This is a genomic window from Sandaracinus amylolyticus, from assembly GCF_000737325.1.
Taxonomy (GTDB): Bacteria; Myxococcota_A; Polyangia; order Polyangiales; family Sandaracinaceae; genus Sandaracinus; species Sandaracinus amylolyticus.
In genome coordinates this window covers 3,118,123-3,144,592 of the sequence record NZ_CP011125.1, presented here as the reverse complement: position 1 = coordinate 3,144,592, position 26,470 = coordinate 3,118,123, and the positions used below count along the sequence as shown (strand labels likewise).

Genomic DNA, 26,470 nt, shown 5'->3' with positions numbered 1-26,470 from the left:
TAGATGGGGGATCGAGTGCGCGTCGCGCTCGTCTGCAGCGAGTGCGACGCGCGCAACTATCAGACGACGAAGTCTCGGAAGCAGGCCGAGCGTCTGGAAATCAAGAAGTACTGCCCCCGCTGCGAGAAGCACACGACTCATCGAGAGTCGAAGTGACCGTTCGAGAGCCTCGACGAAGAAAACGAGGCTCTCGAGAATAGGCCAGTAGCTCCAACGGTAGAGCACCGGATTCCAAATCCGAGGGTTGGGGGTTCGAATCCCTCCTGGCCTGACCTCGACGGGTCGATATCAAACGAACGCTGGAACACGGATGGCGGACGAAGACGACAAGGACCTCGAGCGCGACGGCGACGAGGACACCTCCGACCCGAGCGCGGCCGGGGACTCCGACGACGCTGGCGCCGACGACGACGTCGCGCGCCGCGAGGCCGCCGCGATCGAGCGCGAGGAGCGCGAGCTCGCCGAGGCCGCCGCCGAGAACGAGGCGAACCCGGTCACCAGCCTGCTCGGCATCGAGCGCTGGGTCCAGTTCGCGTTCATCGCGGCCGCGGTGATCACGTTCTACCTGTCGGACCGGCTGATCACGTTCGCGTGGGGCTTCTTCGCGGAGCCGGATCCCACGATCGTCTCGGGCGCCGCGGCGCTGATCGGCATCGTCGGCTCGTTCCTGCTCTATCGCCACCCGCGCGTGAACGAGCTCGCCCACGAGGTCGTGGGTGAGCTGAGCAAGGTGACCTGGCCGACGCGCGACGAGACCTACTACTCGACCGTCGTCGTGATCGTCACCTCGATCATCGCTGCGGTCTACACCGGCGTCTTCGACGCGCTCTGGTCGGCGTTCACCGACCTCATCTACAACGTCTGATCGAGCGGGGGCGCGCTCGAAGCGAGAGGCCCATGCAGTACGAAGGGCGCCTCGACAGCCGGCGCGAGAGTGGGGCTTCGATGGCCAAGAAGTGGTACGTGGTGCAGGCGTATTCGGGCTACGAGGGCAAGGTGAAGTCCGCCCTCGAGGAGCGCGTCCGTCAGCACGGGATGGAGGAGTTCTTCGGGGAGATCCTGATCCCCAAGGAGAACGTCCAGGACACCACGAAGACCGGCACGAAGCGCGTGTCCAGCCGGACCTTCTATCCGGGCTACGTGTTCGTGAACATGGACCTCAACGAGCGCACTTGGCACCTGGTCAAGGACACGCCGAAGGTCAGCGGGTTCGTCGGTGGCCGTCACCCGAGCCCGGTTCCGGAGAGTGAGATCAACGCGATCTTCCAGCAGGTCGCGGAGGGCGCCGCCAAGCCGAAGCCGCGCGTCGTGTTCGACACCGGCGATCACGTGCGCGTGACCGACGGGGCGTTCGCGAACTTCACGGGCACCGTCCAGGAAGTGAACCCGGCGAAGCAGAAGGTCACGGTGCTGGTCTCGATCTTCGGCCGCGCGACGCCGGTCGAGCTCGAGTACGGGCAGGTCGAGAAGACGCAGTAGTTCTCAGCGCAGTCGCCGGTCGAGTGGTCGTCACTCTCGGTGCTGCAACTCTGGTTTCCGCACCGCCATTGCGGTGATTGAGGCTGGGTCTCGACGAGCCCAGCAGACGGTTTCGAGTCGCTTCGCTCCGCGCGCGCGGGATTTCAGGACGCAGCCATGAAGAAGGTCACTGGTCAGATCAAGCTCCAGCTCCCCGCCGGCAAGGCGAACCCCTCGCCCCCGGTCGGTCCCGCGCTCGGTCAGCACGGCGTGAACATCATGCAGTTCTGCAAGGAGTTCAACGCGCGGACGAACAAGCAGGAGGGGCTGATCATCCCGGTGGTGATCACGGTCTTCTCCGACCGCTCGTTCACCTTCATCACGAAGACGCCGCCCGCCTCGGTGCTCATCAAGCGCGAGCTCGGGCTGAAGATCGGCAAGAAGCCGGCGAGCGGCTCGTCGCGTCCCAACAAGGACAAGGTCGGCAAGATCACCCGCGCGCAGCTCGCGAAGCTCGCGGCGGAGAAGATCCAGGACACGAACGCGGCCTCGATCGAGGCGTGCGTTCGTTCGCTGGCGGGCACCGCCCGCTCGATGGGCGTCGACGTCGTCGACTGACCTGCTCGAGCGACGATTCGAGTTCGGACTGACATCGTCGCAACACCCTTCCCGCTGGATGGGTGGAACGTCGGTGATCGAACCACTGCCGCTGAGAAGTGACGGCGTCGGTGGGAGGCGGGAACGCCGACAATGGGGTCGGGGCCGCCGAATGGAGGAGCGATGAAGACGGGAAGAAAGCGCAAGAGCGCGATCGAGTCGATCGATCGTGATCGTCGCTATGCCCTCCCGGAGGCCGTCGCTCTCGTCGCCAAGGCGAGCTTCGCCAAGTTCGACGAGAGTGTGGACATCGCGGTCAGGCTCGGGGTCAACCCGAAGCACGCCGATCAGATGGTTCGTGGAGCAACCGTGTTGCCCCACGGCATCGGCAAGACCGTTCGTGTCCTGGTCTTCGCAAAGGGCGAGAAGGCGACGGAGGCCCAGGCGGCCGGAGCTGACTTTGTCGGCGCCGACGACCTGGTGGCCAAGGTCCAAGAAGGCTGGCTCGACTTCGAGACCGTGATCGCGACGCCCGACATGATGGGTCAGGTCGGTCGTCTCGGTCGTGTGCTCGGTCCCCGCGGTCTGATGCCCAACCCCAAGACCGGCACCGTGACGTTCGACGTCACGAAGGCGGTCAAGGAGGCCAAGGGCGGCAAGGTCGAGTTCCGCGCCGAGAAGGAAGGTGGCATCGTCCACGCTCCGATCGGCAAGAAGTCGTTCTCGCCGGACAAGCTCGAGGAGAACGCCCGTGCACTGATTGCTGCGCTGATGAAGGCGAAGCCGTCGGCGGCCAAGGGCACCTACCTTCGCAGCATCACCATCAGCACCACGATGGGCGCGGGCGTCAAGGTCGACACGGCGACGGTCGAGCAGGCGACTGCGGAGGCGTGATCATGGCCAACGGAACCAGCACTGCCCGCGCGGACAAGGCGAAGGTCGTCGACGAGGTCAAGGGCCTCTTCGACAAGGCGACCAGCGTCGTGTTCCTCGGCTTCAAGGGCATGGACGTGATCACGGTGACGGACCTGCGCTCGAAGTTCCGCAAGGCGGGCGTCGAGTACAAGGTCGTCAAGAACAAGCTCGTCGAGCAGGCGCTGAAGGGGACCCCCCTCGAGGGCAAGCTCGGGAAGGTCCTCGCCGGCGAGACCGCCGTCGCGTTCTCGTTCGAGGATCCCTCGACGGCCGCGAAGGTCGTGCGCGACTTCCGCAAGGAAGGCGACAAGCAGGAGAAGCTCGAGGTCAAGGCCGCGGTTCTCGACAACGCCGTCATGGCTGGCGGTGACGTCGAGAAGCAGCTCGCCTCGATGCCTGGCAAGGACGAGCTCCGCGCCATGCTCCTCGCGACCCTCCAGGCGCCGGCGCAGAACCTCGTCGCGCAGCTGCAGGCCCCCCTGCAGAACCTCGTCTACGTGCTCGAGGCGCGCCGCAAGCAGCTCGAAGAGAGCAGCGGCGGCTGAGCCCGAGCGATTCGCTCGTACTCCAACTCACCGAAACGAACCAGAACATGAGATTTGCGCACCTGCTCAAGTGCGCGTGATTGCAGGGAAGAGAAGGTCAACATGGCGACGATGGATCAGCAGAAGATGGTCGATGAGCTCTCGAGCTGGACCGTGATGGAGGTTGCGAACCTCATCAAGGCGCTCGAGGAGAAGTGGGGCGTCAAGGCGGCGCCGGCGGCGGTCGCGGTCGCGGCCCCGGCGGGCGGCGGCGCGGCGGCGGCCCCCGCGGCGGAGCAGACCGAGTTCACGGTCGAGCTCACCAGCGGCGGCGACAAGAAGATCAACGTGATCAAGGTCGTTCGCGAGCTGACGGGCCTCGGCCTGGCGGACGCGAAGAACCTCGTCGAGGCCGCGCCGAAGGTCGTCAAGGAAGGCGTGTCGAAGGCCGACGCCGAGGACATGAAGAAGAAGCTCGAGGAGGCTGGCGCCAAGGTCACGCTGAAGTGACCGGGATCTGCAATCACGAGCACGGCTGAAAGGATCACGGTGCGGGGGCCGGAAGGCCCCTGCGCCGTGCTCCGTCTTTCTGACGCCCGCATCTGCGGCGCTTTCGGCTGAGTCGCTGGCTCGACCCCGCACGGGTCGCCTGACTCTGCCGCACGTTTTCTGGGGTTCTACCCCGTCCTTCGACTAGCTTCCGGGCTCCCGAACCAAGACGCATAGAGGTACGTTCCGATGGCCTCGACCTCGCAGATTCAGACCAACTTCCGGATTCGGCACAGCTTCGCGAAGATCAGTCAGATCATCGGCATCCCGAATCTGATCGACATCCAGAAGCGGTCGTACGAGAAGTTCCTCCAGGCGAACGTTCCTCCCAACCGGCGCGAAGACATCGGCCTGCAGGGCGTCTTCCGCAGCGTCTTCCCGATCCGTGACTTCAACGGCACGAGCGAGCTCGTGTTCGTCGGATACACGCTCGAGCGTCCCAAGTACGACGTGGACGAGTGCGTGCAGCGCGGCATGACCTACGCCGCGCCGATCAAGGTCACGATCCAGCTGATCATCTACGACTCGCAGAGCGAAGGCTCGGAGCGGACCGTCCGCGACATCAAGGAGCAGGAGGTCTACTTCGGCGAGATCCCGCTGATGACCGAGAACGGTACGTTCATCATCAACGGGACCGAGCGCGTCGTCGTCAGCCAGCTGCACCGCTCGCCCGGCGTGTTCTTCGACCACGACAAGGGCAAGACGCACTCGAGCGGCAAGCTGCTCTACCAGGCGCGCGTGATCCCCTACCGCGGCTCGTGGCTCGACTTCGAGTTCGATCCGAAGGACCTCATCTACGTCCGCATCGATCGCCGCCGCAAGCTGCACGCGACCGTGCTGCTCAAGGCGCTCGGCTACTCGACGCAGGATCTGCTCAAGTTCTATTACGACACCGAGACGATCTTCCTCGAGAAGGGCGGCAAGTACGCGCGCTCGATCGAGTTCGATCTCCTCCCCGGTCAGCGCGCCACCCGCGACATCAAGGTCGAGGGCGACGTGATCGTGCGCAAGAACCGCAAGTTCACGCGCGCCGCGATCCGCAAGCTGAAGGACGCGGGCCTCGATCGCCTTCCGCTCGATCTCCCCGAGGTCGTCGGCAAGGTCAGCGCCGAGGACGTGATCGACGAGGAGACCGGCGAGGTCCTTCTCGGCGTCAACGAAGAGGTCACCGAGGAGAAGCTCGAGCGCCTTCGCGAGGCGAAGATCGAGAGCTTCAAGATCCTCTTCATCGACGGCCTCAACGTCGGCTCGTACCTCCGCGACACGCTCAACGCGGACAAGATCACCACGCAGGACGAGGCGATCCTCGAGATCTACCGCCGCCTGCGCCCGGGCGATCCGCCGACGCTCGAGACGGCGAAGACCCTCTTCAACAACTTGTTCTTCAACCCGGAGCGCTACGACCTCTCGAAGGTCGGCCGCCTGAAGCTGAACTACAAGTTCTACAAGGAAGAGGATCCGGCTCGCCCGCAGCTCGAGGTCAGCGTCCTGACGACGCTCGACATCCTGCACACGGTCAAGCACCTCATCGAGCTGAAGAACGGCCGCGGCTCGGTCGACGACATCGACCACCTCGGCAACCGTCGCGTGCGCGCGGTCGGCGAGCTCATGGAGAACCAGTACCGCATCGGCCTGGTTCGCATGGAGCGCGCGATCAAGGAGCGCATGAGCATGTCTCAGGAGATCGAGACGCTCATGCCGCACGACCTGATCAACGCGAAGCCCGTCTCCGCGGTGGTCAAGGAGTACTTCGGCAGCTCGCAGCTCTCGCAGTTCATGGATCAGACGAACCCGCTCTCCGAGGTGACGCACAAGCGTCGTCTCTCGGCGCTCGGGCCCGGCGGTCTGACCCGTGAGCGTGCGGGCTTCGAGGTCCGCGACGTCCACCCGACGCACTACGGTCGTATCTGCCCGATCGAGACGCCGGAAGGTCCGAACATCGGCCTCATCGCGTCGCTCTCGACGTTCGCGCGCGTGAACGAGTACGGCTTCGTCGAGACGCCGTACCGCAAGGTCGAGAACGGCCAGGTCGCCAAGGAAGTGCGGTGGTTCTCCGCCCTCGAGGAGGAAGGCCACTACATCGCCCAGGCGAACGCGAAGACCGACAAGGACGGCATGCTCAACGCGGGCCTCGTCCCCGCTCGCTACAACGGCGAGTCGGTGATGGTGCCGCACGACCAGATCACGCTGATGGACGTCAGTCCGAATCAGCTCGTCTCGGTCGCCGCGTCGATGATTCCGTTCCTCGAGCACGACGACGCGAACCGCGCCCTCATGGGCTCGAACATGCAGCGTCAGGCGGTGCCGCTGGTCCGCTGTGACGCGCCGATCGTCGGGACCGGCCTCGAGGGCAAGGTCGCGCGCGACTCGGGCGTGTGCATCCTCGCGAAGCGCGATGGCATCGTCGACTCGGTCGACGCGACGCGTATCGTCGTGAAGGCCGAGGGCGAGGCGGGCGCGTTCCCCGACATCTATCGTCTGGGCAAGTTCGCGCGCAGCAATCAGTCGACGTCGTACACGCAGAAGCCGGTGGTTCGCCCCGGTGAGCGCGTGAAGGCGGGCGACGTGATCGCCGACGGTCCGAGCTGCGATGTCGGCGAGCTCGCGCTCGGCCGCAACGTGGTCGTCGCGTTCATGCCGTGGGGTGGATACAACTTCGAAGATTCGATCCTGATCTCGGAGCGAATCGCGAAGGAAGACATCTACACCTCGGTGCACATCGAGGAGTTCGAGTGCGTCGCGCGCGACACGAAGCTCGGCAAGGAAGAGATCACGCGCGACATCCCGAACGTCGGTGAGGACGCCCTCAAGGACCTCGACGACTCGGGCATCGTGCGCATCGGCGCCGAGGTGAAGAGCGGCGACATCCTCGTCGGCAAGATCACGCCGAAGGGCGAGACGCAGCTCTCGCCCGAGGAAAAGCTCCTCCGCGCGATCTTCGGTGAGAAGGCGGGCGACGTGCGCGACACGTCGCTGCGCGTCCCGCCGGGCGTCGGTGGCGTCGTGATCAACGCGCGCGTCTTCTCCCGCAAGGGCACCGAGAAGGACGACCGCGCGAAGGAGATCGAGGACGCCGAGCGCGCGAAGCTCGAGAAGGACATGGCGGACGAGCAGAAGATCATCCGCGAGTCCGCTTACAACCGCGTCAAGAAGCTCCTCACGGGTCGCACCACGCAGTCGAAGCTCGTCGACGAGAAGGGCAAGGTCCTCCTCGCGAAGGGCGCCGAGATCACTGCGGAGATGCTCGACCCGATCCCGCGCAAGTATTGGAAGGACATCGAGATCGACAAGGGCCAGGAGAAGGTCCAGGCGATCCTCGAGGAGCTCAACGAGCAGGTCGGCGCGATCGAGAGCCTCTTCCAGGAGAAGATCGGCAAGCTCTCGAAGGGCGACGAGCTGCCGCCGGGCGTCATCAAGATGGTGAAGGTCTACATCGCCATCAAGAGGAAGCTCCAGGTCGGCGACAAGATGGCGGGTCGACACGGCAACAAGGGTGTCGTGTCGCGCATCCTCCCCGAGGAGGACCTGCCGTACCTGCCGGACGGCACGCCGGTGGACGTCGTGCTCAACCCGCTCGGCGTCCCGAGCCGCATGAACGTCGGTCAGATCCTCGAAGTCCACCTCGGGTGGGCGGGCCTGCTGCTCGGTCGGCAGATCCAGGAGCTGATCGCCGAGAAGAAGCTCGGCGGCGACGGGCTGCGCAAGCACCTGCAGGCGATCTTCAAGCGCGGTGAGACCCGCGCGCTGATCGACGAGCTCAAGACCGAAGAGCTCGTGTCCTTCGCGGAGAAGTACAAGAACGGCTTCAAGCTCGCGTCGCCCGTCTTCGACGGCGCGCACGAGAGCGAGATCAAGGGCCTGCTGCAGCTGGTGCAGGACACGGCGAAGGAGCACGAGCAGCGCTCGTCGCTCTATCACGTGTCGGCTCGCACCAGCGGTCAGACGGTGCTCTTCGACGGTCGCACCGGTGAAGCGTTCCACCGCGATGTCACGGTGGGCGTGATGTACATCCTGAAGCTGCACCACCTCGTGGACGACAAGATCCACGCGCGCAGCATCGGGCCGTACTCGCTGGTCACCCAGCAGCCCCTCGGCGGCAAGGCGCAGTTCGGTGGTCAGCGCCTCGGCGAGATGGAGGTCTGGGCGATGGAGGCCTACGGCGCCGCATACGCGCTGCAGGAGTTCCTCACCGTCAAGTCCGACGACGTGCAGGGCCGCACTCGGATGTACGAGTCCATCGTGAAGGGCGAGTACATCCTCGACGCGGGTCTGCCGGAGAGCTTCAACGTCCTGATGAAGGAGCTCCAGGCCCTCTGTCTCAACGTCGAGTTGATCGAGGGCCCGGGGGGCACGCCGCGCAAGAGCGATGACGTGCTGGTTGCCGAGGAGGAGTGAGGTAGACGATGAAGGACATTTTCTCGTTCTTCGAGAAGCCGAAGGATCCGCTCTCGTTCTCGGCGATTCGTATCTCGCTCGCTTCGCCTGAGAAGATCCGCGAGTGGTCGCACGGCGAGGTCAAGAAGCCGGAGACGATCAACTACCGCACGTTCAAGCCGGAGCGGGACGGGCTCTTCTGCGCGAAGATCTTCGGTCCCGTGAAGGACTACGAGTGCATCTGCGGCAAGTACAAGCGCATGAAGCACCGTGGAATCGTGTGCGAGAAGTGCGGCGTCGAGGTGATTCAGTCGAAGGTGCGTCGTGAGCGCCTCGGCCACATCACGCTCGCGACGCCCGTCGCGCACATCTGGTTCCTGAAGTCGCTGCCTTCGCGAATCGGCGCGATCCTCGACATCACGCTCAAGGATCTCGAGCGCATCCTGTACTGCGAGAGCTACGTCGTTCTCGACAAGGGCGACACGCCCCTCGAGAAGGGCGAGATCCTCTCGGAGGAGCGCCACCAGGAGCTCCTCGACGAGTACGGCGACGACCGCTTCAAGGCTGGCATGGGCGGCGAGGCGATCCTCGAGCTCCTCAAGGAGATCGACGTCCACGCGATGGCCGAGCAGCTCCGCTCCGAGATGAAGGAGTCGAGCAGCGAGGCGAAGCGGAAGAAGTACGCCAAGCGCCTGAAGGTCATCGAGGCCTTCAAGGAGAGTGGCAATCGTCCCGAGTGGATGATGCTGACGGTGATTCCGGTGCTCCCGCCGGATCTCCGCCCGCTCGTTCCGCTCGACGGCGGTCGATTCGCGACGTCGGATCTCAACGATCTCTATCGTCGTGTCATCAACCGCAACAACCGCCTGAAGCGCCTCATCGAGCTGAACGCGCCGGAGATCATCATCCGGAACGAGCGGCGCATGCTTCAGGAGGCGGTCGACGCGCTGTTCGACAACGGCCGTCGCGGCAAGACGATCACCGGCCCGAACAAGCGCCCGCTCAAGTCGCTCAGCGACATGCTGAAGGGCAAGCAGGGCCGCTTCCGCCAGAACCTGCTCGGCAAGCGCGTCGACTACTCCGGTCGTTCGGTCATCGTCGTCGGTCCCAGCCTGCGCCTTCACCAGTGCGGTCTGCCGAAGAAGATGGCGCTCGAGCTCTTCAAGCCGTTCATCTACAACAAGCTCGAAGAGCGCGGCTACGTCACGACGATCAAGAGCGCGAAGAAGCTCGTCGAGAAGGAGAAGCCGGAGGTCTGGGACATCCTCGAGGAGGTCATCACCGAGCACCCGGTGATGCTGAACCGAGCCCCCACCCTTCACCGTCTCGGCATCCAGGCGTTCGAGCCGGTGCTGATCGAGGGCAAGGCGATCCAGCTGCACCCCCTCGTCTGCGTCGCGTTCAACGCGGACTTCGACGGCGATCAGATGGCGGTCCACGTGCCGCTCTCGATCGAGGCGCAGATGGAAGCGCGCGTGCTCATGATGAGCACGAACAACATCCTCTCGCCCGCGAACGGCCGCCCGATCATCAACCCGACGCAGGACATCGTCCTCGGGCTCTACTACATGACGCGGCAGCGTCCTTTCGCGCGCGGCGAGTACGTCGACGGCAGCGAGAAGACGGGCAACTTCCGCGGCATCTACGCGTCGCCCGACGAAGTGCGCATGGCGTACGACGCGGGTGAGATCGAGCTGCACGCGCGCATCAAGTGCCGCGTGGACGGCAAGCTCGCGGACACGACCGTGGGTCGCGTCCTCGTGAGCGAGGTGCTGCCCGACAAGCTCGAGTTCTCGCTGATGAACCGCGTGCTCACGAAGAAGGCGCTCACCGAGGTGATCGACGCCTGCTATCGCGCGCACCAGAACAAGGCGACGGTTCTCCTCGCGGACCGCATGCGCAGCCTCGGCTTCGAGATGGCGGCCCAGTCGGGCGTGTCGGTCTGCATGGACGACATGCTGATCCCGCCGTCGAAGAAGACGATCCTCGAGCAGTCGCAGGCCGACGTCGAAACCGTCATCGAGCAGTATCAGGAAGGCCTGATCACCGACGGTGAGCGGTACAACAAGATCGTCGACATCTGGGCCGCTGCGTCGGACCAGGTCGCGCGCGATCTGATCGAGGGCATCAGCCGCGAGGTCATCGTCAGCAAGGATGGCGAGAAGAAGGAGACTGCCTCCTTCAATCCCATCTTCATGATGGCGGACTCCGGCGCGCGTGGCTCGAACCAGCAGATTCGTCAGCTGGCCGGCATGCGCGGCCTGATGGCGAAGCCGAGCGGCGAGATCATCGAGACGCCGATCACCGCGAATTTCCGCGAGGGTCTGACCGTTCTCCAGTACTTCATCTCGACGCACGGCGCGCGTAAGGGCCTCGCCGACACCGCGCTCAAGACCGCGAACTCCGGCTACCTCACGCGTCGTCTCGTCGACGTCGCGCAGGACGCCGTGGTCACGGAGCACGACTGCGGAACGATCGACGGCATCGAGATCGCGAAGCTCGAAGAGGGCGGCGAGATCGTGCAGGGCCTCGGCGAGCGCATCCTCGGCCGTACGGCGCTCGAGGACATCTTCGATCCGCGTGACGAGGACCGTGTGGTCGTCGCCGCCGGCGAGGAGATCGACGAGGCGAAGGTCGGCGAGATCGAAGAGGCGGGCATCGAGAGCGTGCGCATCCGTTCGGTGCTCACGTGCGCGACCCGTCGCGGCATCTGCGCCCTCTGCTACGGCCGTGACCTCGCGCGCGGTTACCGCGTGAACACGGGCGAAGCGGTCGGCGTCATCGCGGCGCAGTCGATCGGTGAGCCGGGCACGCAGCTCACGATGCGCACCTTCCACATCGGTGGTGCGGCGGCGCGCGGCAAGATCGAGCAGTCGGCGATCGAGAACCGCTTCGAGGGCCGGGTCAAGCTCGAGAAGGTCAACACGGTGACGAAGAAGGACGGAACGGTGGTGGTGATGAACCGCCACGGCGTCCTGAAGATCGTCGACGAGTCGGGCCGCGAGAAGGAGACCTACAACCTCGTGTACGGCGCCTTCCTGAAGGTGCCGGAGGGCACGTTCGTCCAGAAGGGCACGACCCTCGCGGACTGGGATCCCTACGCGATCCCGATCCTCACCGAGGTCTCCGGCATCGTGAAGTACGGCGACATCATCGATGGCGTCACGATGGAGGAGAAGCTCAACGAGGTGACCGGCCTCTCGCAGCGCGTGGTCATCGAGTCGCGCGATGCGTCGGCGCGCCCGCGCCTGTCGATCAAGGACGAGAGCGGCGAGACGAAGAAGACGGGCGTGGGTGAGAACCTCGCGCGTTACTTCCTCCCGGTCGGCTCGAACATCATCCCGGCGGACGGGACCGAGGTCGACGCGGGCGACATCCTCGCGAAGATCCCGCGCGAGACCACGAAGACCAAGGACATCACGGGCGGTCTGCCGCGCGTGGCCGAGCTCTTCGAGGCCCGCAAGCCGAAGGATCACGCGATCGTCGCGGAGATCGACGGCACGGTCACGTTCGGCAAGGACACCAAGGGCAAGCGCAAGGTCCTCGTGCAGCCCGAGTCGGGCGACGCGAAGGAGTACCTGATCGCGAAGGGCAAGCACCTCACCGTCAAGGAAGGTGACTACGTCCGCGCCGGCGAGCCGCTGATGGACGGCCCCGCCAACCCGCACGACATCCTGAAGATCAAGGGCGAGAAGGAGCTCGCGGCCTGGCTGGTGAACGAGATCCAGCAGGTCTACCGGCTCCAGGGCGTCGGCATCAACGACAAGCACATCGAGACGATCGTGCGGATGATGCTGCGCCGCGTCCGAGTGAAGGAGCCGGGCGACACCAACTTCCTGATGGACGAGCAGGTCGAGAAGGCCGTGTTCGAGCGCGAGAACGAGAAGGTCCTCGCGCGTGGCGGAGCCCCCGCGATCGCCGAGCCGCTGCTGCTCGGCATCACGAAGGCCTCGCTGAGCACCGAGAGCTTCATCTCGGCGAGCTCGTTCCAGGAGACCACGAAGGTCCTCACCGAGGCGGCGATCAACGGCAAGGTCGACGAGCTCCGCGGCCTGAAGGAGAACGTCATCATGGGACGCCTCCTGCCGGCCGGTACGGGCCTCTCGGCGTACAAGCGCCTCGACATGATCGTCGAGGACGGGTCGGCGGCGAGCGACTATTCGCCCGCGGACGACCTGATGGCGGCGGCCTCCGAAGAGGAGTGAGCGCCTGACCCGACACCCTCGCCGAGGGTGCCAGTCGCACGTGAAGAGGGTCGCGAGCCGATGGGCTCGCGGCCCTTTTCGCTTTGGTGCGCTATGAGCGCGGGATGGAAGGTCCCGTGTACTCGGTGCGCACCGAGCGGCTCTTGGTGCGCGGATACGAGCCCACCGATGCTGCCGCGTCGGGCGAGCTCCTGAAGGCGAACCTCGAGCACCTCGCGCGATGGATGCCGTGGGCCACGATGGAGGCGACCACCATCGACTCGCGGCTCGCGTGGATTCGTCGTGCCCGTGCGGACCTCGACCGCCCGGCGAGTGATCTCGTGTACGGGATCTTCGACGGGAGCTCGGGCGAGCTGATGGGCGGCATCGGGCTCCATGCGCGCGTCGGCCCGCAGGCATTGGAGATCGGCTATTGGATCTCGGTCGCGCACGAGGGCCGCGGGTACGTGACCGAGGCGGCGGGCGCGCTCACGCGCGTCGCGTTCGACGTGCATCGCGTGGCGCGCGTCGAGATCCACTGCGATCCGCGCAACGTGCGGAGCGCAGCGGTGCCGAGGCGGCTCGGGTACACGCACGACGCGACGCTCCGCCGGCGTGCGCTCGATCCGCGGGGGCGAGAGTGCGACCGGATGATCTGGTCGCTCTTCGCCGACGAGCTCGGCGCGAGCGCAGCGACGAAGGTGCGATACGAGGCGTTCGACGCGCTCGGGCGGTCGGTCGCGCGCGGCTGAGATGTCACGCCACGAAGTGCTGGCACGTCATCCAGGTAGAGCCCATCCTCGGGCCGATTTCGACGAGGTGTCGCCGTGCAGGCCGTATCGCTCCGCGCTCGTTCGCTCTCGACCTCGCTCTTCCTCAAGACGCTGCTCGCGCTGAGCGGCGCGGGGTGGTTCTTCTTCCTGATCAACCACCTCTACTCGAACCTGCACATGTTCCTCGGGCGCGACTCGTTCAACGCGTACTACGACGCGCTGAAGGAGAGCCCCGCGATGCTCTGGGGCATCCGCGGCGTGCTGATCGCGGGCATCGTGGTGCACGTCGGGACGTCGATCGTGATCACGCGACGGAGCCTCGAGTCGCGCCCGCAGCGCTATCACGTGAAGAAGGACGTGGTGACGTCGTACGCGGCGCGGACGATGCGCTGGACTGGCCCGCTCGTCGGGCTCTACCTCGTCTACCACATCCTCCATCTGACGGTCGGCGCGGCGATGCCCGCGGGGCTCGCGCACGATCCGCACGACTACTACGGCAACGTGGTGCGCAGCTTCCAGGTGCCGTGGGTCGCGGCGTTCTACGTGATCGCGAACGGCGCGCTGACGGTCCATCTCGCGCACGGCGCGTCGAGCTTGTTCCAGACGCTCGGGCTCGTGGATCCGCAGGTCGACAAGACGCGCAACGTGGTGGCGATCGCGCTCGCGGTGCTGGTGTGCGCGGGCTTCGCGTCGATGCCGATCGCGGTGTGGGCCGGCGTGCTGGTGCCTTGATCCGGCGTCGGGGCTCCGCCGTCGGCTCCCGCTGACACCGCACGCCGCTTCGACGATCGCCGGAGCGTTCCCGCCTTCGGGTCAGCGCCACGCTTCGGCGCACGAGCGCGAACGGCCCGGTGCGAGAACGCACCGGGCCGTCCATCTGCATCACGTGGCGCGAGACGCGATCAGGTCCCGGTCCAGGTGATCTCCTCCGCCGTGAAGTTCAGGAAGAACCAGAACCCACGCGTCGTGCCGTTCATGTCGGCGTCGTCCTCGTTGGTGCCGCCGCCGACGTTGCACGCGTCGGCGACGCCGCTGACGGTGCGGTTGCCCGCCTGCAGGTGCTCGTAGAGCGGATCGCCGCCGACCAGCGGCAGGTCGGCCGGCAGCGCTGCGGTGAGCGCGTCCGCCTCGGTGAGGAAGCCGCGGACCACGCCGTTCACGAGCCGGCGCGAGCCGACCGCGGTGCCGTCGTAGGCCGCCGAGAGCGTCGCGTCCCGGAGCGGGACGAGGATGCCGCCGATGTCGATCGTCAGCGTCTCTGCGTCGCTGATGAAGCAAGGCCCGCTGACCGTGTTGACCGTGGGATACGCCGCCGGCGTGCCCGCGCGCGTGTTCACCTCGGACGCGATCGGCGTGAAGCAGGTGCCCGTCGAGCGGTTCGTCACGCTCGACATCGCGACGCTCGGCGCGGTGGCCGCCGGACCGCACGAGTCGGGCGTCGGCGACTGGTTGCACTCCGCGTTCAAGTGGAAGTCCGCGGGCGTCGTGGCGGTGCCCGGCGCGTAGGGCCGGAAGATCGGGACGAGGTGCAGCGAGTACTCGCCGCCCGTCGTCGTCGTCGGGTTGAGCGCCTGCGCGAGCATCGTGTTCACGCCGTCGGCCGCGCACCCGCCGAAGACGCTGGCACAGTTGACGGTGATGTCCTGGCAGCCGCCGAGCGGGACGTCGACGATCACGCGCGGCGAGATCAGCGTCAGCGAGGTGATGCGGAACCCGGTGGGCGGCATCGACATCTCGATCGTGCAGGTCGCGCTGCAGCCGTCGCCGCCTGCCGTGTTGCCATCGTCGCACTGCTCGACGGGGCTCGACATCGCGTCGACGTAGCCGTCGCCGCACGCCGACGCGACGCACACGCTCGAGCGACAGATGTCGCGCGTCGACGCGTTGGCGTCGCGGTCGCAGGTGGTGCCGGTCGCCGCAGGCGTGCCCGCGCCGCATCGGCTTCCGAGCGTGCTCGGCGACGTGCAGACCTCGGCGCCGTTGCAGACGTTGCCGTCGGAGCAGTCGGCGGCGCCCGCGCAGGTCCAGGTGCAGTCGTTGTCGCAGCCGTCGGCGTTCGCGGTGTTTCCGTCGTCGCACTGCTCGCCCGTGCTGACGATCATGTCGCCGCAGCGGCGGGCGACGCAGGCGCCGCCGACGCAGATGTTCGTCCCGCCGCAGCTCGCGCCGTTCGCCGGCGCCGTGCCGGGGCCGCAGCGGCTCGCGAGCGATCCGCCGGCCGTGCAGACCTCGACACCGTTGCACGCGTTGCCGTCGCCGCAGTCCGCCACCGCCGTCGCGGCGGTGCAGGTCCAGCGGCAGTCGGCGTCGCAGCCGTCGCCGTTGCTCGTGTTGCCGTCGTCGCACTGCTCGGCGCCGCTCACCACGCCGTCACCGCAGCCCGCCGTGGTGCAGGCGCCGCCGATGCAAATCTGCCCGCCGCCGCACGACGTGCCGTTGGAGGCGGGCGAGCCCGCCGCGCAGCGGCTCGCGACGCTGCCGGCGTTCATGCAGACCTCGGGGCCGTTGCACACCGCGCCGTCGCTGCAGTCCGCCGCGCTCGAGCACGTGAACGTGCAGTCGTTCTCGCAGCCGTCGCCGCTCACGGTGTTGACGTCGTCGCACTGCTCTCCGCGCGAGGCGTCGGTGAAGCCGTCGCCGCACGCGCTCGCGACGCAGCCGCCGGTCAGGCAGATCTGGCCGGTGCCACAGGCGGCGCCGTCGGGCGCGGGGCTCGCCGCGGGCGCGCAGGCGCTGGTCGTGGTGCCCGGCGCGCTGCAGACCTCGGCGCCGTTGCAGACCGCGCCGTCGTCGCAGTCGGCGTCGCTCGAGCAGGTGAACGTGCAATCGAGCTGGCACCCGTCGGTCTCGACGTCGTTGCCGTCGTCGCACGCCTCGCCCGCGTCCACGCGGCCGTTGCCGCAGCGCTCCTGCTGGCACGACGCGTTGCAACCGTCGCCGTCGGCGTCGTTCCCGTCGTCGCACTCCTCGGCGCCATCGAGATCGCCGTTGCCGCAGAGGAAGCTCGTGAGGCAGTCCGCGCTGCACTCGTCGCCATCCTCGGTGTTGCCGTCGTCGCAGATCTCGCCGGCGCCGAGGTCGACGATGGCGTTGCCGCACGACTCGTCCGAGCTGCACGACGCGCTGCATCCGTCGCCGTTGGCGGTGTTCCCGTCGTCGCAGACCTCGTCGCTGCTGGCGCCGTCGGCGGTGGTGTCCACGACGCCGTTGCCGCAGCGGTAGTCCGATGCGCAGTCGCCGCGGCAGGTGTCGCCGTCGGCGGTGTTGCCGTCGTCGCAGACCTCGTCGGCGGCCTCGTCGAGGACGCCGTTGCCGCACGTCTCGTCGCTCCGACAGTCGGCGCTGCACCCGTCGCCGTCGGTGGTGTTCCCGTCGTCGCAGATCTCGCCGTCGCCCATCTGCACCGTGCCGTCGCCGCAGCGGGTCTCGGACGGCCCCGCGTCGGTCCCGACCTGTGCGTCGACACCGGTCGACGCGTCGCCCGGATCTCCGTCGTCGTCACCGCACGCCGCTGTACCGAGCGCCAGCGCGAGCACGAGGGCACCTACCGCTCTCCATCGCCTTCTCATCACGACCCCCTTCCCCCTGCCAAAGAGCAAGCTGCGCAGCGAGCGTACACGGGGTCGAAATCGAACTGAAATCGGGTCAATGACCTGGGGTCATTTGCCCCCGTTCTGAATGACGGTTCAGTCGGTGATAGGCTCGCCCCGCCATGACCTATCTGTTCGAGACCGAGGAGCACGCGGCGCTGCGCGCGCAGGTCCGTCGCTGGGCCCAGAACGAGATCGCGCCGCACGCGGATCGCTGGGAAGAAGACGAGGAATTCCCGGTCGAGCTCTACCGCCGAGCCGGCGGCGCGGGCGTGCTCGGCACCGGCTATCCCGAGGCGGTCGGCGGGAGCGGCGGCGACGTGACGCACGTGGTCGTCGCAGCCGAGGAGATGATCCTCGCCGGGCGAAGCGTGGGCACGACCGTCGGGCTCGGCTCGCACGGCATCGCGCTGCCGCCGATCCTGCACTCGGGCACCGACGCGCAGAAGCAGCGGTTCGTCGCGCCGACGCTGCGCGGCGAGCTGATCTCGGCGCTCGCGATCACCGAGCCCGGCGGCGGCAGTGACGTCGCATCGCTGCGGACGCGTGCGGTGCGCGATGGGGACCACTACGTCGTGAACGGGAGCAAGACGTTCATCACGTCGGGCGCGCGCGCCGACTTCGTGACCGCCGCAGTGCGCACCGGTGGGCCCGGGCACGGCGGCGTGTCCCTGCTGATCATCGAGTCGCGCACGCCGGGCTTCCACGTCTCGAAGAAGCTCAAGAAGACCGGCTGGTGGGCGAGCGACACCGCCGAGCTGACGTTCGAGGACTGCCGCGTTCCCGCCGAGAACCTCGTCGGGATCGAGAACGCAGGGTTCATCTCGATCATGATGAACTTCGCGCAAGAGCGGCTCTTGCTCGCGTCGCAGTGCGTCGCGATCTCGGAGCTCGCGTATCGAGAGTCGATTCGATATGCGAAGGAGCGAGTCGCGTTCGGCAAGTCGATCTCCGGATTCCAGGTGATCCGGCACAAGCTCGCCGACATGGCGTCGCGCATCGCGGCGGCGCGCGCGCTCACCGGCGAGCTCGCGGTGCGTCACGCGAAGGGCGAGCAGGTTCCCGCCCTCGCGGCGATGGCGAAGAACGTCGCGACCGACGCGTGCTCGTTCGTGTGCGACCAGGCCGTGCAGATCCACGGCGGAATGGGCTACATGCGCGAGGTGCTCGTCGAGCGCCTCTATCGCGATGCGCGCCTCTATCCGATCGGCGGCGGCACTCGAGAGATCATGAACGAGATCATCTCGAAGGCCGAGGGCTACTGAGTCAGCTGCGGATGATGTCGAGGACCGCGGGCTTCGCGCGCGGCTTCTTCGTCCCGAACGTCCACGCCGCTGCGACGCGCTGCGCGATCGGATCGGGATCAACGCCCGCGGCGAGGTGCAGCTCGGCGAGCGCCTCGCCTTTCTTCGCCTTCTCGCCGACGTGCGTCTTGATGACGATGCCGACCGCGGGATCGACCGCCTGATCGGCGCGCGTGCGGCCCGCGCCGATCGCGACGCCGGTGAGGCCGAGCTCGAGCGCGTCGATGCCGAGCACCCAGCCGCTCTTCGGCGCGTGCACGTCGACGATCTGCGCGGCGCGCGGGAGCCGCTCGGGCTCGTCGACGGTGCGCGGATCGCCGCCCTGCGCGCGCACGATCTCGCGCATCTTCGCGGCGGCGCTGCCGTCGGCGATCGACGCCTCGAGCATCTTGCGCGCCTGCGCGTTCGTCTTCGCGACGCCGCCGAGGCGCAGCATCTCCGCGCCGAGTCGCAGCGTGATCTCGAGGAGATCGGCGGGGCCGCGGCCGTGCAGGATCTCGAACGCCTCCGCCGTCTCGAGCGCGTTGCCGATCGTCCGGCCGAGCGGCGCGTCCATGCGCGTGAGGATCGCGGTGACCTGCTTGCCCGCGAGGCCCCCTACCCGCGCGAGCGACGACGCGAGCTCGCGCGCGTCCGCGAGCGACTTCATGAACGCGCCGCGGCCGACCTTCACGTCGAGCACGAGACCGTCGATGCCCTCCGCGAGCTTCTTCGAGAGGATGCTCGCGGTGATCAGCGGGATGCTCTCGACGGTGCCCGTCACGTCCCGCAGCGCGTAGAGGCGCTTGTCGGCGGGCGCGATGTCCGCGGTCTGACCGATCAGCGCGCACCCGATGTCGCGCACCTGCGCGACGAACTGCTCGGTGCTCATCGAGACCGAGAAGCCGGGGATCGCCTCGAGCTTGTCGAGCGTGCCGCCGGTGTGGCCGAGGCCGCGACCGCTCACCATCGGCACCGCGACGCCGCACGCCGCGACCATCGGCGCGAGACAGAGCGAGACCTTGTCGCCGACGCCGCCGGTCGAGTGCTTGTCGACCTTCACCGCGGGGATGTCGCTCGTGTCGACGACGAGGCCGGAGTCGCGCATCGCGAGCGTCAGCGCGACGATCTCGTCGGGATCCATGCCGCGCAGCAGGATCGCCATCGCGAGCGCGCTCATCTGGTAGTCGGCGACGGTGCCCGCGGTGAAGCCCTCGATGAGGTGCTGGATCTCGCGCGCGGAGAGCCGACCGCCTTCGCGCTTGCGCACGATGAGCTCGGGGACCGTGGGCAGTGGCTGCTCGGCAGCGACGGGCTTCGACTTCTTGGTCGTCTTCTTCTTCGCGTTCGCGCGGGACTGCATGGTGCTCGGTGTTCTCGTGACGTTCAGCGGCTGCGGCGCGGGCCGCGATCGCGATGTTTCGTGGGCTTCTGCGGGCGCGACGAGGGACGCGGTGCGCGCGAAGACGGACGCTCGCGGCGCGGCGGCTCTTCGGCGTGCGCGCGCGGGAGCTCGGTGCGGCGCCGCTCGGCGCGACGTGCTTCGGGCAAGGTCGTCGGCACCGCGACCATCTCGCGGCGCTCGATCACGACCGACTCGAGCCGCACCGTGAGCCGACCGCCGAGCGCGAAGGAGTGCCCCGAACGACGACCGACGAGGCGGATGCCGAGCCGATCGAGCTCGTAATAGTCCTCGCCGAGGCGCTCGATCGGGACGCGCGTCTCGACGAACGGGAGATCGAGCGCGACCGAGAGCCCGTGCTCGGTCACGCCGGTGATCGTGCCCTCGAACTCCTCGCCGACGCGATTCTTCATCAGCAGGCAGCGATAGAGGTTCACCGACTCGCGCTCGACCGTCATCGCGCGCCGCTCCATGCGGCTCGACTGCTGCGCTTGCTGCTGGAGCTTCTCGCGCAACGCGGCGGCCTCGATGCGCTCGCCGCGCGCGAGCGCGCGGACGACGCGATGCACCGCGAGATCGGGATAACGACGGATCGGCGACGTGAAGTGCAGATAGTCGCGCGCCGCGAGCGCGAAGTGACCGAGGTTGCGCGTGTCGTAGGTCGCCTGCTGCATCGCGCGCAAGAGCAGGAACCCGAGCGACTGCGCGTGCGGCGTGCCCGCGATGCGCTCGAGGAACTTCTGCAGCTTCTTCGGGCTCTCCGCGGCGTCTTCCTCGAGCGCGTGGCCGAACGCTTCGGCCACCGCCGCGAACGTCTCGACCTTGTGCGGATCGGGCTTGCCGTGGACGCGGAAGATCGCGGGCACCTTGCGGCGCGTGAGGTCCTCGGCGACGACCTCGTTCGCGAGGAGCATCAGGTCCTCGACGATCTCGTACGCCTCCTTGATGCCCGCGTCGCTGCGCGAGCGGATGACGTCACGCGGCTCGCCGCTCTTGTCGAGCAGCACCTTGGCCTCGGGCAGCTCGAAGCCGAGCGCGCCGCGTCGGTTGCGCAGCGCGCGCAGTCGACGCGAGATCTGGTGGAGCACCTTCAGGAGCGGCAGGTGCTGCTCCGCGCTCTCCTGTCGCGGCGCGTCCTCGGTCAGCCCGAGCGCGCGCGCGGCGCCGCCGTAGCTGATGCGCGCCTTGGAGCGCATCACGCCTTCGATGAGGCGATGCGAGAGGATCTTGCCCAGCTTGCCGAGGCGCACCTCGACGGCGAGCGTGAGGCGGTCCTCGTCGGGCACGAGCGACGCGAGGTTCGTCGAGAGCTCGGGCGGCAGCATCGGGATCGCGCGGCCCGGCAGGTAGATCGACGTGCCGCGCGTGAGCGCCTCGCGATCGATCGCGCTGCCGTCGCGCACGTAGTGCGAGACGTCGGCGATCGCGATGATCACGCGGAAGCCGTCGGGCGTCTGCTCGGCCCACACCGCGTCGTCGTGATCGCGCGCGTCCTCGGGATCGATGGTGACGAGATCGAGGTGACGCAGATCCTCGCGCTCGCGGATGTCGTGGTCCGGCACCTGCGCGGGGAAGCCGAGCGCCTCCTGGACGACGTCCTCGGGGAACTCCTCGACGACCCCCTCGCGGATCAGGATCTTCGCGATCTCGACCTCGGCCGACCCGCGCGGGCCGAGGACGCGCAGCACGCGCGCTTCCGGCACTTCTCCCGGGAACTCGGGGTACTTCGTGATCTGCGCGACGACGTCCATGCCCGGCTCGGTCTCGAGCGGGAGCGTGCCGCTCACGCGGAACACCTCGGGCAAGCGCGCGTCGTGCGTCTCGATCAGGTACACGCGGCGCGCGCGCGTGAGCCGTCCCGCGATGCGCAGCAGACCGCGGTCGACGATGCGCAGCACCTCGCCCTCGCGGCCCTTCTCGGTGCGTCGCGCGCTGACCTCGACGCGATCACCGTGCATCGCGTTCGCGAGGCTGCGCGCCGACACGAACACGTCGGGGCCGCCGTCGTCCGCCGCGACGAAGGCGAAGCCGCGCGGCGTGATCGTGAGCCACCCCGTGACCGCCGGGCCGCCCGGCGCGCGCGGCTTCTCGAAGCGCTCCGCGGCCTCCTGCTCGGCCTCGCGCTTCGCGCGCGGCTTCGTCACGAACGCCTCGGGCGGCGGCGGCGCTGCGTGCTTCCGCCCCGGGCCGACCTTGTAGCGATTGCCCGGCAGCTCCTTCGCGAGCCCGAGCTCCTTCAGGTCCTGCAGGCGATCGCGCACCTCGTCCCTCGCGCTCTTCGGCGCGCCGAGGATCTGCACGATCTCCATCACGTGCAGGCTGCGTCCGCCGCCCGCGCGCAGGGCGTTCATCACCTGCTCGCGGCCGATCGACTTCGTCGTGCTCATCGAGCCGCCGCCTCGAGCGCGTAGATGCCGCCGTCGTCGGTGCCGACGATCAGCACGCCGTCTTCGCTGATCGCCGCCGTCGAGTCCACGTCGTGGCCGAGGTTGTGGCGGTAGATCAGCGTGCCGTCGGGGGCGAGCACGTAGAGGTAGTCGTCCTGCGAGCCCACGTAGATCCTTCCCTCTGCGTCGATGCGCGCCGAAGCCCGGACGCGACCCGACGTGCGCACGCGGAAGCGCTGCGTACCGTCGGGCGCGATGCCGTGGATCGAGCGATCGTCACTCCCCACTACGATGGTCCCGTCGCGCGCGATCGCAGGTGTCGCGCGTACGTCTCCCTCGGCCTGGTAGCGCCAGCGCACGGTTCCGTCGGCGGGCGCGATGGCGAGCACCTCGCCGAGATCGTTGCCGACGTAGATCGTGCCGTCGTCGCCGATCGAAGCGCCTCCGTCGACGCTCGCGCCCGCGCGCGCCTCCCACGCGACCGCGCCGTTGCGGCGCACGGCGATCACACGGCCGTCGGTGGTCCCGACGATCACGAGGCCGCTCGGGTGGATCGCCGGCGCGGTGCGGAGCGCCTCGGCCGTGGCGACGTGCCACCGCGGATTGCCCGCACGATCGAGCGCCCACAGGCCGTCGGCCGCGACGTAGATCGTGCCGTCCTCGTCGATCGCGAGGCTCGCGTCGACGGGCGCGCCGAGCGCGCGACGCCAGCGCACCTGGCCTTGCGGCGTGAGCGCGACGACCGAGCCGTCGTGGTTGCCGACCAGGATCGTTCCGTCGCTCGCGATCGCCGCCGACGCGTAGAAGCGGTCCGCGCCCGCGTAGCGCCAGCGCAGCGAGCCGTCGGGCGCGATCGCGACGAAGCTGCGGTCGGTCGAGCCCACGTACGCCGTGCCGTCGGCGCCGAGGATCGGTGCCGCGGGAACGCGCGCGCCCGTGCGGTGGACCCAGCGCACGCGCGGCTCCGACGCGGGGCCCGCGGCCGCGGCGCGACCGGTGTGGCGCGGGCCGCCCATGAACATCGGGAGCTCGGTCGAGCGCGCGATCGGCGTGCCGGCGTCGGGCGTGATCGTCTCGATCGGCGCGCCCGCGTCGGGGCCGATCTCGCCGCCGCTCGAGAGCGCGCGGTTCCGCTCCGCGAGCTCGGTGCGCACCTCTTCTTCGAAGCGACACCGGCCCTCGTGGCAGATGCGGTCGCCGCGGCACTCGCGATCCGACATGCAGGGCCCGGGCTGCGGCATCGCGGGGCCGCACGACGCGAGCAGCGCTGCGAGCGCGGACGCGCATGGAACGAAGAGACGGCTCGGCATGGGGCGAGTTGTACGCGGGAAGAGCGGGCCGGTGGCGATGCAGCGTGGGCTCACGCGCGGATCCAGCGGTCCCTGGCCGGGCCACCTGTAGCAGAAAGTGGCGTCCGCGTCGCGCGTTCAGGGTGCGCGCTCGATCCAGCGCACACGCCCGTCCGCGATCCACGCGAGCCGCCTGCCCGAGGGCGAGACCGCGACGTCGATCGACGCGCCCTCGGGCGCGACCCACCCCGCCGGGCGCACGAATTCCGCGCGTCGCTCGGGCGCGAGCGTGATCACGACGAGCCCCGCGCTCGTCGCGTACGCGTACACGCGCGCGTCGGCGGTGGCGTGCCCGGGCGCGATCGGCGCGGGGATCGCGGCGCCCGCCTCGAGCACCACGGGATCGCCCGCGGCGCGCCCTTCGAGGTCGAGCGGCACGACGCGGAGCTCGGTGCCGCGCGCGAGCAGTACGCCCTGCGGTGCCCAGCCGAGCGCGCGCCAGCCGTCCTCGTCGGCGCGGAGCGCAGGCGTGAGGTCGGGGCACGGCGCGCCGGGCGGAGGACGACGCGGCGCGATCAGCGCGTCGTGGCGCGCACCACCGAGATCGGCGAGCGCGTCGACCGGGCCGATGACGAGCACCGTGCCCGCACATCGACGCTCGATCGCGACGAGCCGACGGCCCCCCGACGGATCGACCATCGCGAGCGAGCTCTCGGCGTCCGCGCCGCGCTGCTCTCCGCCGCTCTCGAGCGTGATCACGCGCGGTGCGCTGCCGCGCACGAGCAGACGATCCTCGGCGAGGAACGCGAGCACCGAGCGACGCGGACCGCGCTCGCGCGGGGCCTCGAGCGCCGGGCCCTCGTGGATCGTGAGCGCCGCGTTCGCGAGCCCGTCGAGCGCGCTCCGCGCAGCGTCACGCTCGCCGTCGCGCACCGAGATCTGCGACGTGGACCCGAGCCGCGACAGCGCATCGAGCGCGAGGAGCGGATCGCTCGTGCGCGCCGCGGCCTGTGCGAGCACCGCGAGCGCGCGGCCCGCGCCCGCCGAGCGCCCACACGGCACGCCCGCGGCACCGCCGATCTCGAGACGCGCGCGGCCCGGCTCGCGACAGAGCGCGTCCCAGAGCGTCAGCGCGCGCGACGCGATCGCGCGTGCGCGATCGGGATGACGCCGCAGCGCGGTGCGCGCCTCCTGAGCGAGCGCCGCGATGCGCGCCTCGGGCTCGGTCGCGTCGCGCGCGAGGCCCGCCGGTCGATCGAGGAACGCCAGCGACACGTCGGCCGCGGCCTCGACGCCCTCGGCGCGCAGCGCGACGTCCGCGACGAGATCCGCGTGCCCGTCTCCGTCACGATCCTCGATGCGCAGCGCCAGCGACTCCGCGGGCGCGACGTCGACTGCGCGCGCGCGCAGCACGAAGCGCTCGAGCACGCGCGGGCGCGCTTCGGCAGCGATCGCGATGACGTGCAGCACGCGCGGCGCGTCGCCCGACGCGCATGTCGCGTCGGCCTCGGCGGCCAGGCGGTCGTCCGAGAGCGCGCGCAGCGTCGCACGATCGATCGTGCACCCGCTCGCGAGCGCCGGCGTGGTCGCGAGCTCGATCGGCGCGGCGAACGCGGCGCCGTCGCGCGATGCGAAGAGCACGCGCGGTCCGTGCGCGCCGGTCCCACCGGTCACCAACACGACGTCGCGATCGCCGTCGCGGTCGAGATCGATCGCGCCGAGCGCGCGCAGGCTCTCGCCCTCGATCGCGATCGACGCGCCCTCGACCTCCACCTGCGCGGTGCCGTCGGGCAGCTCGCGGGTGACCATCGACGCACGCGCCGGTGCGTCGGGGCGCGCCTGCGTCTCGCCCGGGCCCTCGGTCCGCGCGCGACCCGCGCTCCCGCCGTCGAGCCCGAACGGCACGGGCCCTCCCCGCTCGCACGAATCGCAGGCGACGAGCGCGAGCGACACGATCACGAAGGTCGCGAGCGAGACATTGGGTGCGCGTCCGATCATCGCTGCCCGCTCATACCACGACGCCCGCGCCGCTCCGCCCACTCGTCGATCGGGTGAGCACGGCGAATCGGACTGCCACGCTCCGCACCGCGCGTTTCGTGAGAGGATGCGCGCGCTCCGCGTGGGAGCGGCAGGGAGGGGACTGCGATGGGCTCGAGACTCGCTTCGTGGAACGTGGTGCGCGTCGCGCTCGCGCTGAGCGTCGTGGGCTGCGGCGGAGGCGACGACGCGCCCGCCGATCCGGACGCGGGCACGAGCGCTCTTCCATTGCTGAGCACCGGCACGCAGCTGAACCCGACGGAGGGCGTCGCGGACTACGCGTGCAACGGGACCGCGAGCCGGCCCACCGCGGGCGAGCCCGTGAGCACGCGATTCGAGCTCCGCGACTTCCAGACCGGCACGGCGGTCGGCGACGCGCGATTCTGGCTGTTCCGCGACAACGTGGTGCGCGACGCGTGCGCCGCGCCCGAGTGCGAGGAGATCACGACGAGCGCCGACGGCAACGCGACCGTCACGCTGCCGGCGAACGGCTGGTACGCATACCGCGTCTTCCCGCGCGAAGGCGCGACGCCGCCGACGACGGTGATCGACTCGATGCAGTACAACGAGCCCGCGCCCGCTGCCGCCGACTCCTCGGTGACCGGCAATGCGGTGTCGCACGGCTCGCTCGACCTCATTCCGGCGGTGCTCGACATCGAGCGCGTGCCGCGCACCGCGATGCTCGCGGGCATCGTGCTCGACTGCGACGGCACCCCGGTGTACGGCGCGGAGATCCGCGCGTACTCCGGCGCGACGCGCATCGACGAAGGACAGCGCCCCACCGATCCTCGTTATCGCTACTTCGACGGCGACTCGTTCCCGGCCGGCACGGGCACGTTCACGCACGCCGACGGGCTCTACGTCGCGATCCAGATCCCGGTGCCCGCGGCCGCCGAGGACGTGCTGCGCATCGAAGCGTGGGGCCGCCCGACCGAAGGACCGCCGGTGCGCATCGGATGCGAGGCCGTGCGCGTGCTCGCCGACGCGGTGACGATCGTCAACCTCGGCCCGCTGCGCAGCGACTACGGCGCTGGCCATCCGTGCGCCGCGGAGTGATCGCCGACGAAACACACTGAATCAGCGTTCAGGCTCGATCCATCGAGAGCCT

The 26,470-nt window shown here is 68.8% G+C and carries 18 protein-coding genes and 1 tRNA gene; 14 read left to right on the top strand and 5 right to left on the bottom strand.

Going from position 1 to position 26,470, the window contains the following annotated elements; translation table 11 throughout:
- The first annotated feature begins 3 nt into the window (after positions 1–3).
- The 12 genes from rpmG to DB32_RS13125 all read left to right on the top strand — a co-directional run bounded on the left by rpmG (position 4) and on the right by DB32_RS13125 (position 14,106).
- The gene (gene rpmG, locus DB32_RS13180) at positions 4–156 is read left to right on the top strand and encodes a 50S ribosomal protein L33 (protein ID WP_053232790.1); all 153 of its coding nucleotides are present in this window, start codon (positions 4–6) and stop codon (positions 154–156) included.
- 42 nt (positions 157–198) lie between these two features.
- Positions 199–271 (top strand) — tRNA-Trp (locus DB32_RS13175).
- Between the two features lie 39 nt (positions 272–310).
- Positions 311–865 (top strand): preprotein translocase subunit SecE, encoded by a 555-nt coding sequence (gene secE / locus DB32_RS13170; RefSeq protein ID WP_053232788.1) that lies wholly within the window; start codon positions 311–313, stop codon positions 863–865.
- An 80-nt stretch (positions 866–945) separates the two neighbouring features.
- Positions 946–1,479 (top strand): transcription termination/antitermination protein NusG, encoded by a 534-nt coding sequence (gene nusG, locus DB32_RS13165; protein ID WP_053238792.1) that lies wholly within the window; start codon positions 946–948, stop codon positions 1,477–1,479.
- Positions 1,480–1,635: 156 nt separating this feature from the next.
- The gene (gene rplK / locus DB32_RS13160; RefSeq protein WP_053232785.1) at positions 1,636–2,076 is read left to right on the top strand and encodes a 50S ribosomal protein L11; all 441 of its coding nucleotides are present in this window, start codon (positions 1,636–1,638) and stop codon (positions 2,074–2,076) included.
- Positions 2,077–2,238: 162 nt separating this feature from the next.
- Complete coding sequence (rplA, locus tag DB32_RS13155; RefSeq protein ID WP_053232784.1) at positions 2,239–2,949, top strand: 50S ribosomal protein L1; 711 nt, start codon at positions 2,239–2,241, stop codon at positions 2,947–2,949.
- Between the two features lie 2 nt (positions 2,950–2,951).
- The gene (gene rplJ, locus DB32_RS13150; protein ID WP_053232782.1) at positions 2,952–3,515 is read left to right on the top strand and encodes a 50S ribosomal protein L10; all 564 of its coding nucleotides are present in this window, start codon (positions 2,952–2,954) and stop codon (positions 3,513–3,515) included.
- A gap of 111 nt (positions 3,516–3,626) precedes the next feature.
- Positions 3,627–4,004 carry a 50S ribosomal protein L7/L12 gene (rplL, locus tag DB32_RS13145; RefSeq protein ID WP_053238791.1) on the top strand — a complete coding sequence of 126 codons (378 nt, stop codon included), beginning with the start codon at positions 3,627–3,629 and terminating at the stop codon, positions 4,002–4,004.
- A 228-nt stretch (positions 4,005–4,232) separates the two neighbouring features.
- Positions 4,233–8,438, top strand: a complete 4,206-nt coding sequence (gene rpoB, locus DB32_RS13140; RefSeq protein ID WP_053232781.1) for a DNA-directed RNA polymerase subunit beta — start codon at positions 4,233–4,235, stop codon at positions 8,436–8,438.
- Between the two features lie 8 nt (positions 8,439–8,446).
- Positions 8,447–12,622 carry a DNA-directed RNA polymerase subunit beta' gene (rpoC, locus tag DB32_RS13135; protein ID WP_053232779.1) on the top strand — a complete coding sequence of 1,392 codons (4,176 nt, stop codon included), beginning with the start codon at positions 8,447–8,449 and terminating at the stop codon, positions 12,620–12,622.
- 104 nt (positions 12,623–12,726) lie between these two features.
- Positions 12,727–13,353: a GNAT family N-acetyltransferase gene (locus DB32_RS13130; protein WP_053232778.1), complete on the top strand. Its 627-nt coding sequence runs from the start codon at positions 12,727–12,729 to the stop codon at positions 13,351–13,353.
- A 75-nt stretch (positions 13,354–13,428) separates the two neighbouring features.
- On the top strand, positions 13,429–14,106 hold the full coding sequence (locus tag DB32_RS13125) for a succinate dehydrogenase cytochrome b subunit (RefSeq protein ID WP_053232776.1): 678 nt from the start codon (positions 13,429–13,431) through the stop codon (positions 14,104–14,106).
- A 170-nt stretch (positions 14,107–14,276) separates the two neighbouring features.
- On the opposite strand, the gene DB32_RS13120 is transcribed toward DB32_RS13125, so the two are convergent.
- On the bottom strand, positions 14,277–16,910 hold the full coding sequence (locus DB32_RS13120) for a DUF4215 domain-containing protein (protein WP_053232774.1): 2,634 nt from the start codon (positions 16,908–16,910) through the stop codon (positions 14,277–14,279).
- 176 nt (positions 16,911–17,086) lie between these two features.
- Here DB32_RS13120 and DB32_RS13115 point away from each other — a divergent pair, with 176 nt between their 5' ends.
- A complete protein-coding gene (locus DB32_RS13115) occupies positions 17,087–18,229 on the top strand; it encodes an acyl-CoA dehydrogenase family protein (protein WP_053232773.1) in 1,143 nt (380 codons plus the stop codon).
- Between the two features lies 1 nt (position 18,230).
- Here the strand turns inward: DB32_RS13115 and DB32_RS13110 are convergent, their stop codons facing one another.
- From DB32_RS13110 to DB32_RS13095, 4 genes are all read right to left on the bottom strand, one after another.
- A complete protein-coding gene (locus tag DB32_RS13110) occupies positions 18,231–19,610 on the bottom strand; it encodes a thymidine phosphorylase (RefSeq protein WP_205627049.1) in 1,380 nt (459 codons plus the stop codon).
- A 23-nt stretch (positions 19,611–19,633) separates the two neighbouring features.
- Positions 19,634–22,036 carry a ribonuclease R gene (gene rnr, locus DB32_RS13105; protein ID WP_053232772.1) on the bottom strand — a complete coding sequence of 801 codons (2,403 nt, stop codon included), beginning with the start codon at positions 22,034–22,036 and terminating at the stop codon, positions 19,634–19,636.
- Complete coding sequence (locus DB32_RS13100; protein WP_053232770.1) at positions 22,033–23,346, bottom strand: outer membrane protein assembly factor BamB family protein; 1,314 nt, start codon at positions 23,344–23,346, stop codon at positions 22,033–22,035. Before DB32_RS13100 ends, rnr begins: the two co-directional genes overlap by 4 nt.
- 117 nt (positions 23,347–23,463) lie before the next feature.
- On the bottom strand, positions 23,464–25,323 hold the full coding sequence (locus tag DB32_RS13095; protein ID WP_053232767.1) for a hypothetical protein: 1,860 nt from the start codon (positions 25,321–25,323) through the stop codon (positions 23,464–23,466).
- Positions 25,324–25,470: 147 nt separating this feature from the next.
- Between DB32_RS13095 and DB32_RS13090 the strand changes: the two genes are divergently transcribed.
- Positions 25,471–26,418, top strand: coding sequence for a hypothetical protein (locus DB32_RS13090; RefSeq protein WP_157069008.1), 948 nt, complete (start codon positions 25,471–25,473; stop codon positions 26,416–26,418).
- Positions 26,419–26,470 lie beyond the last annotated feature (52 nt).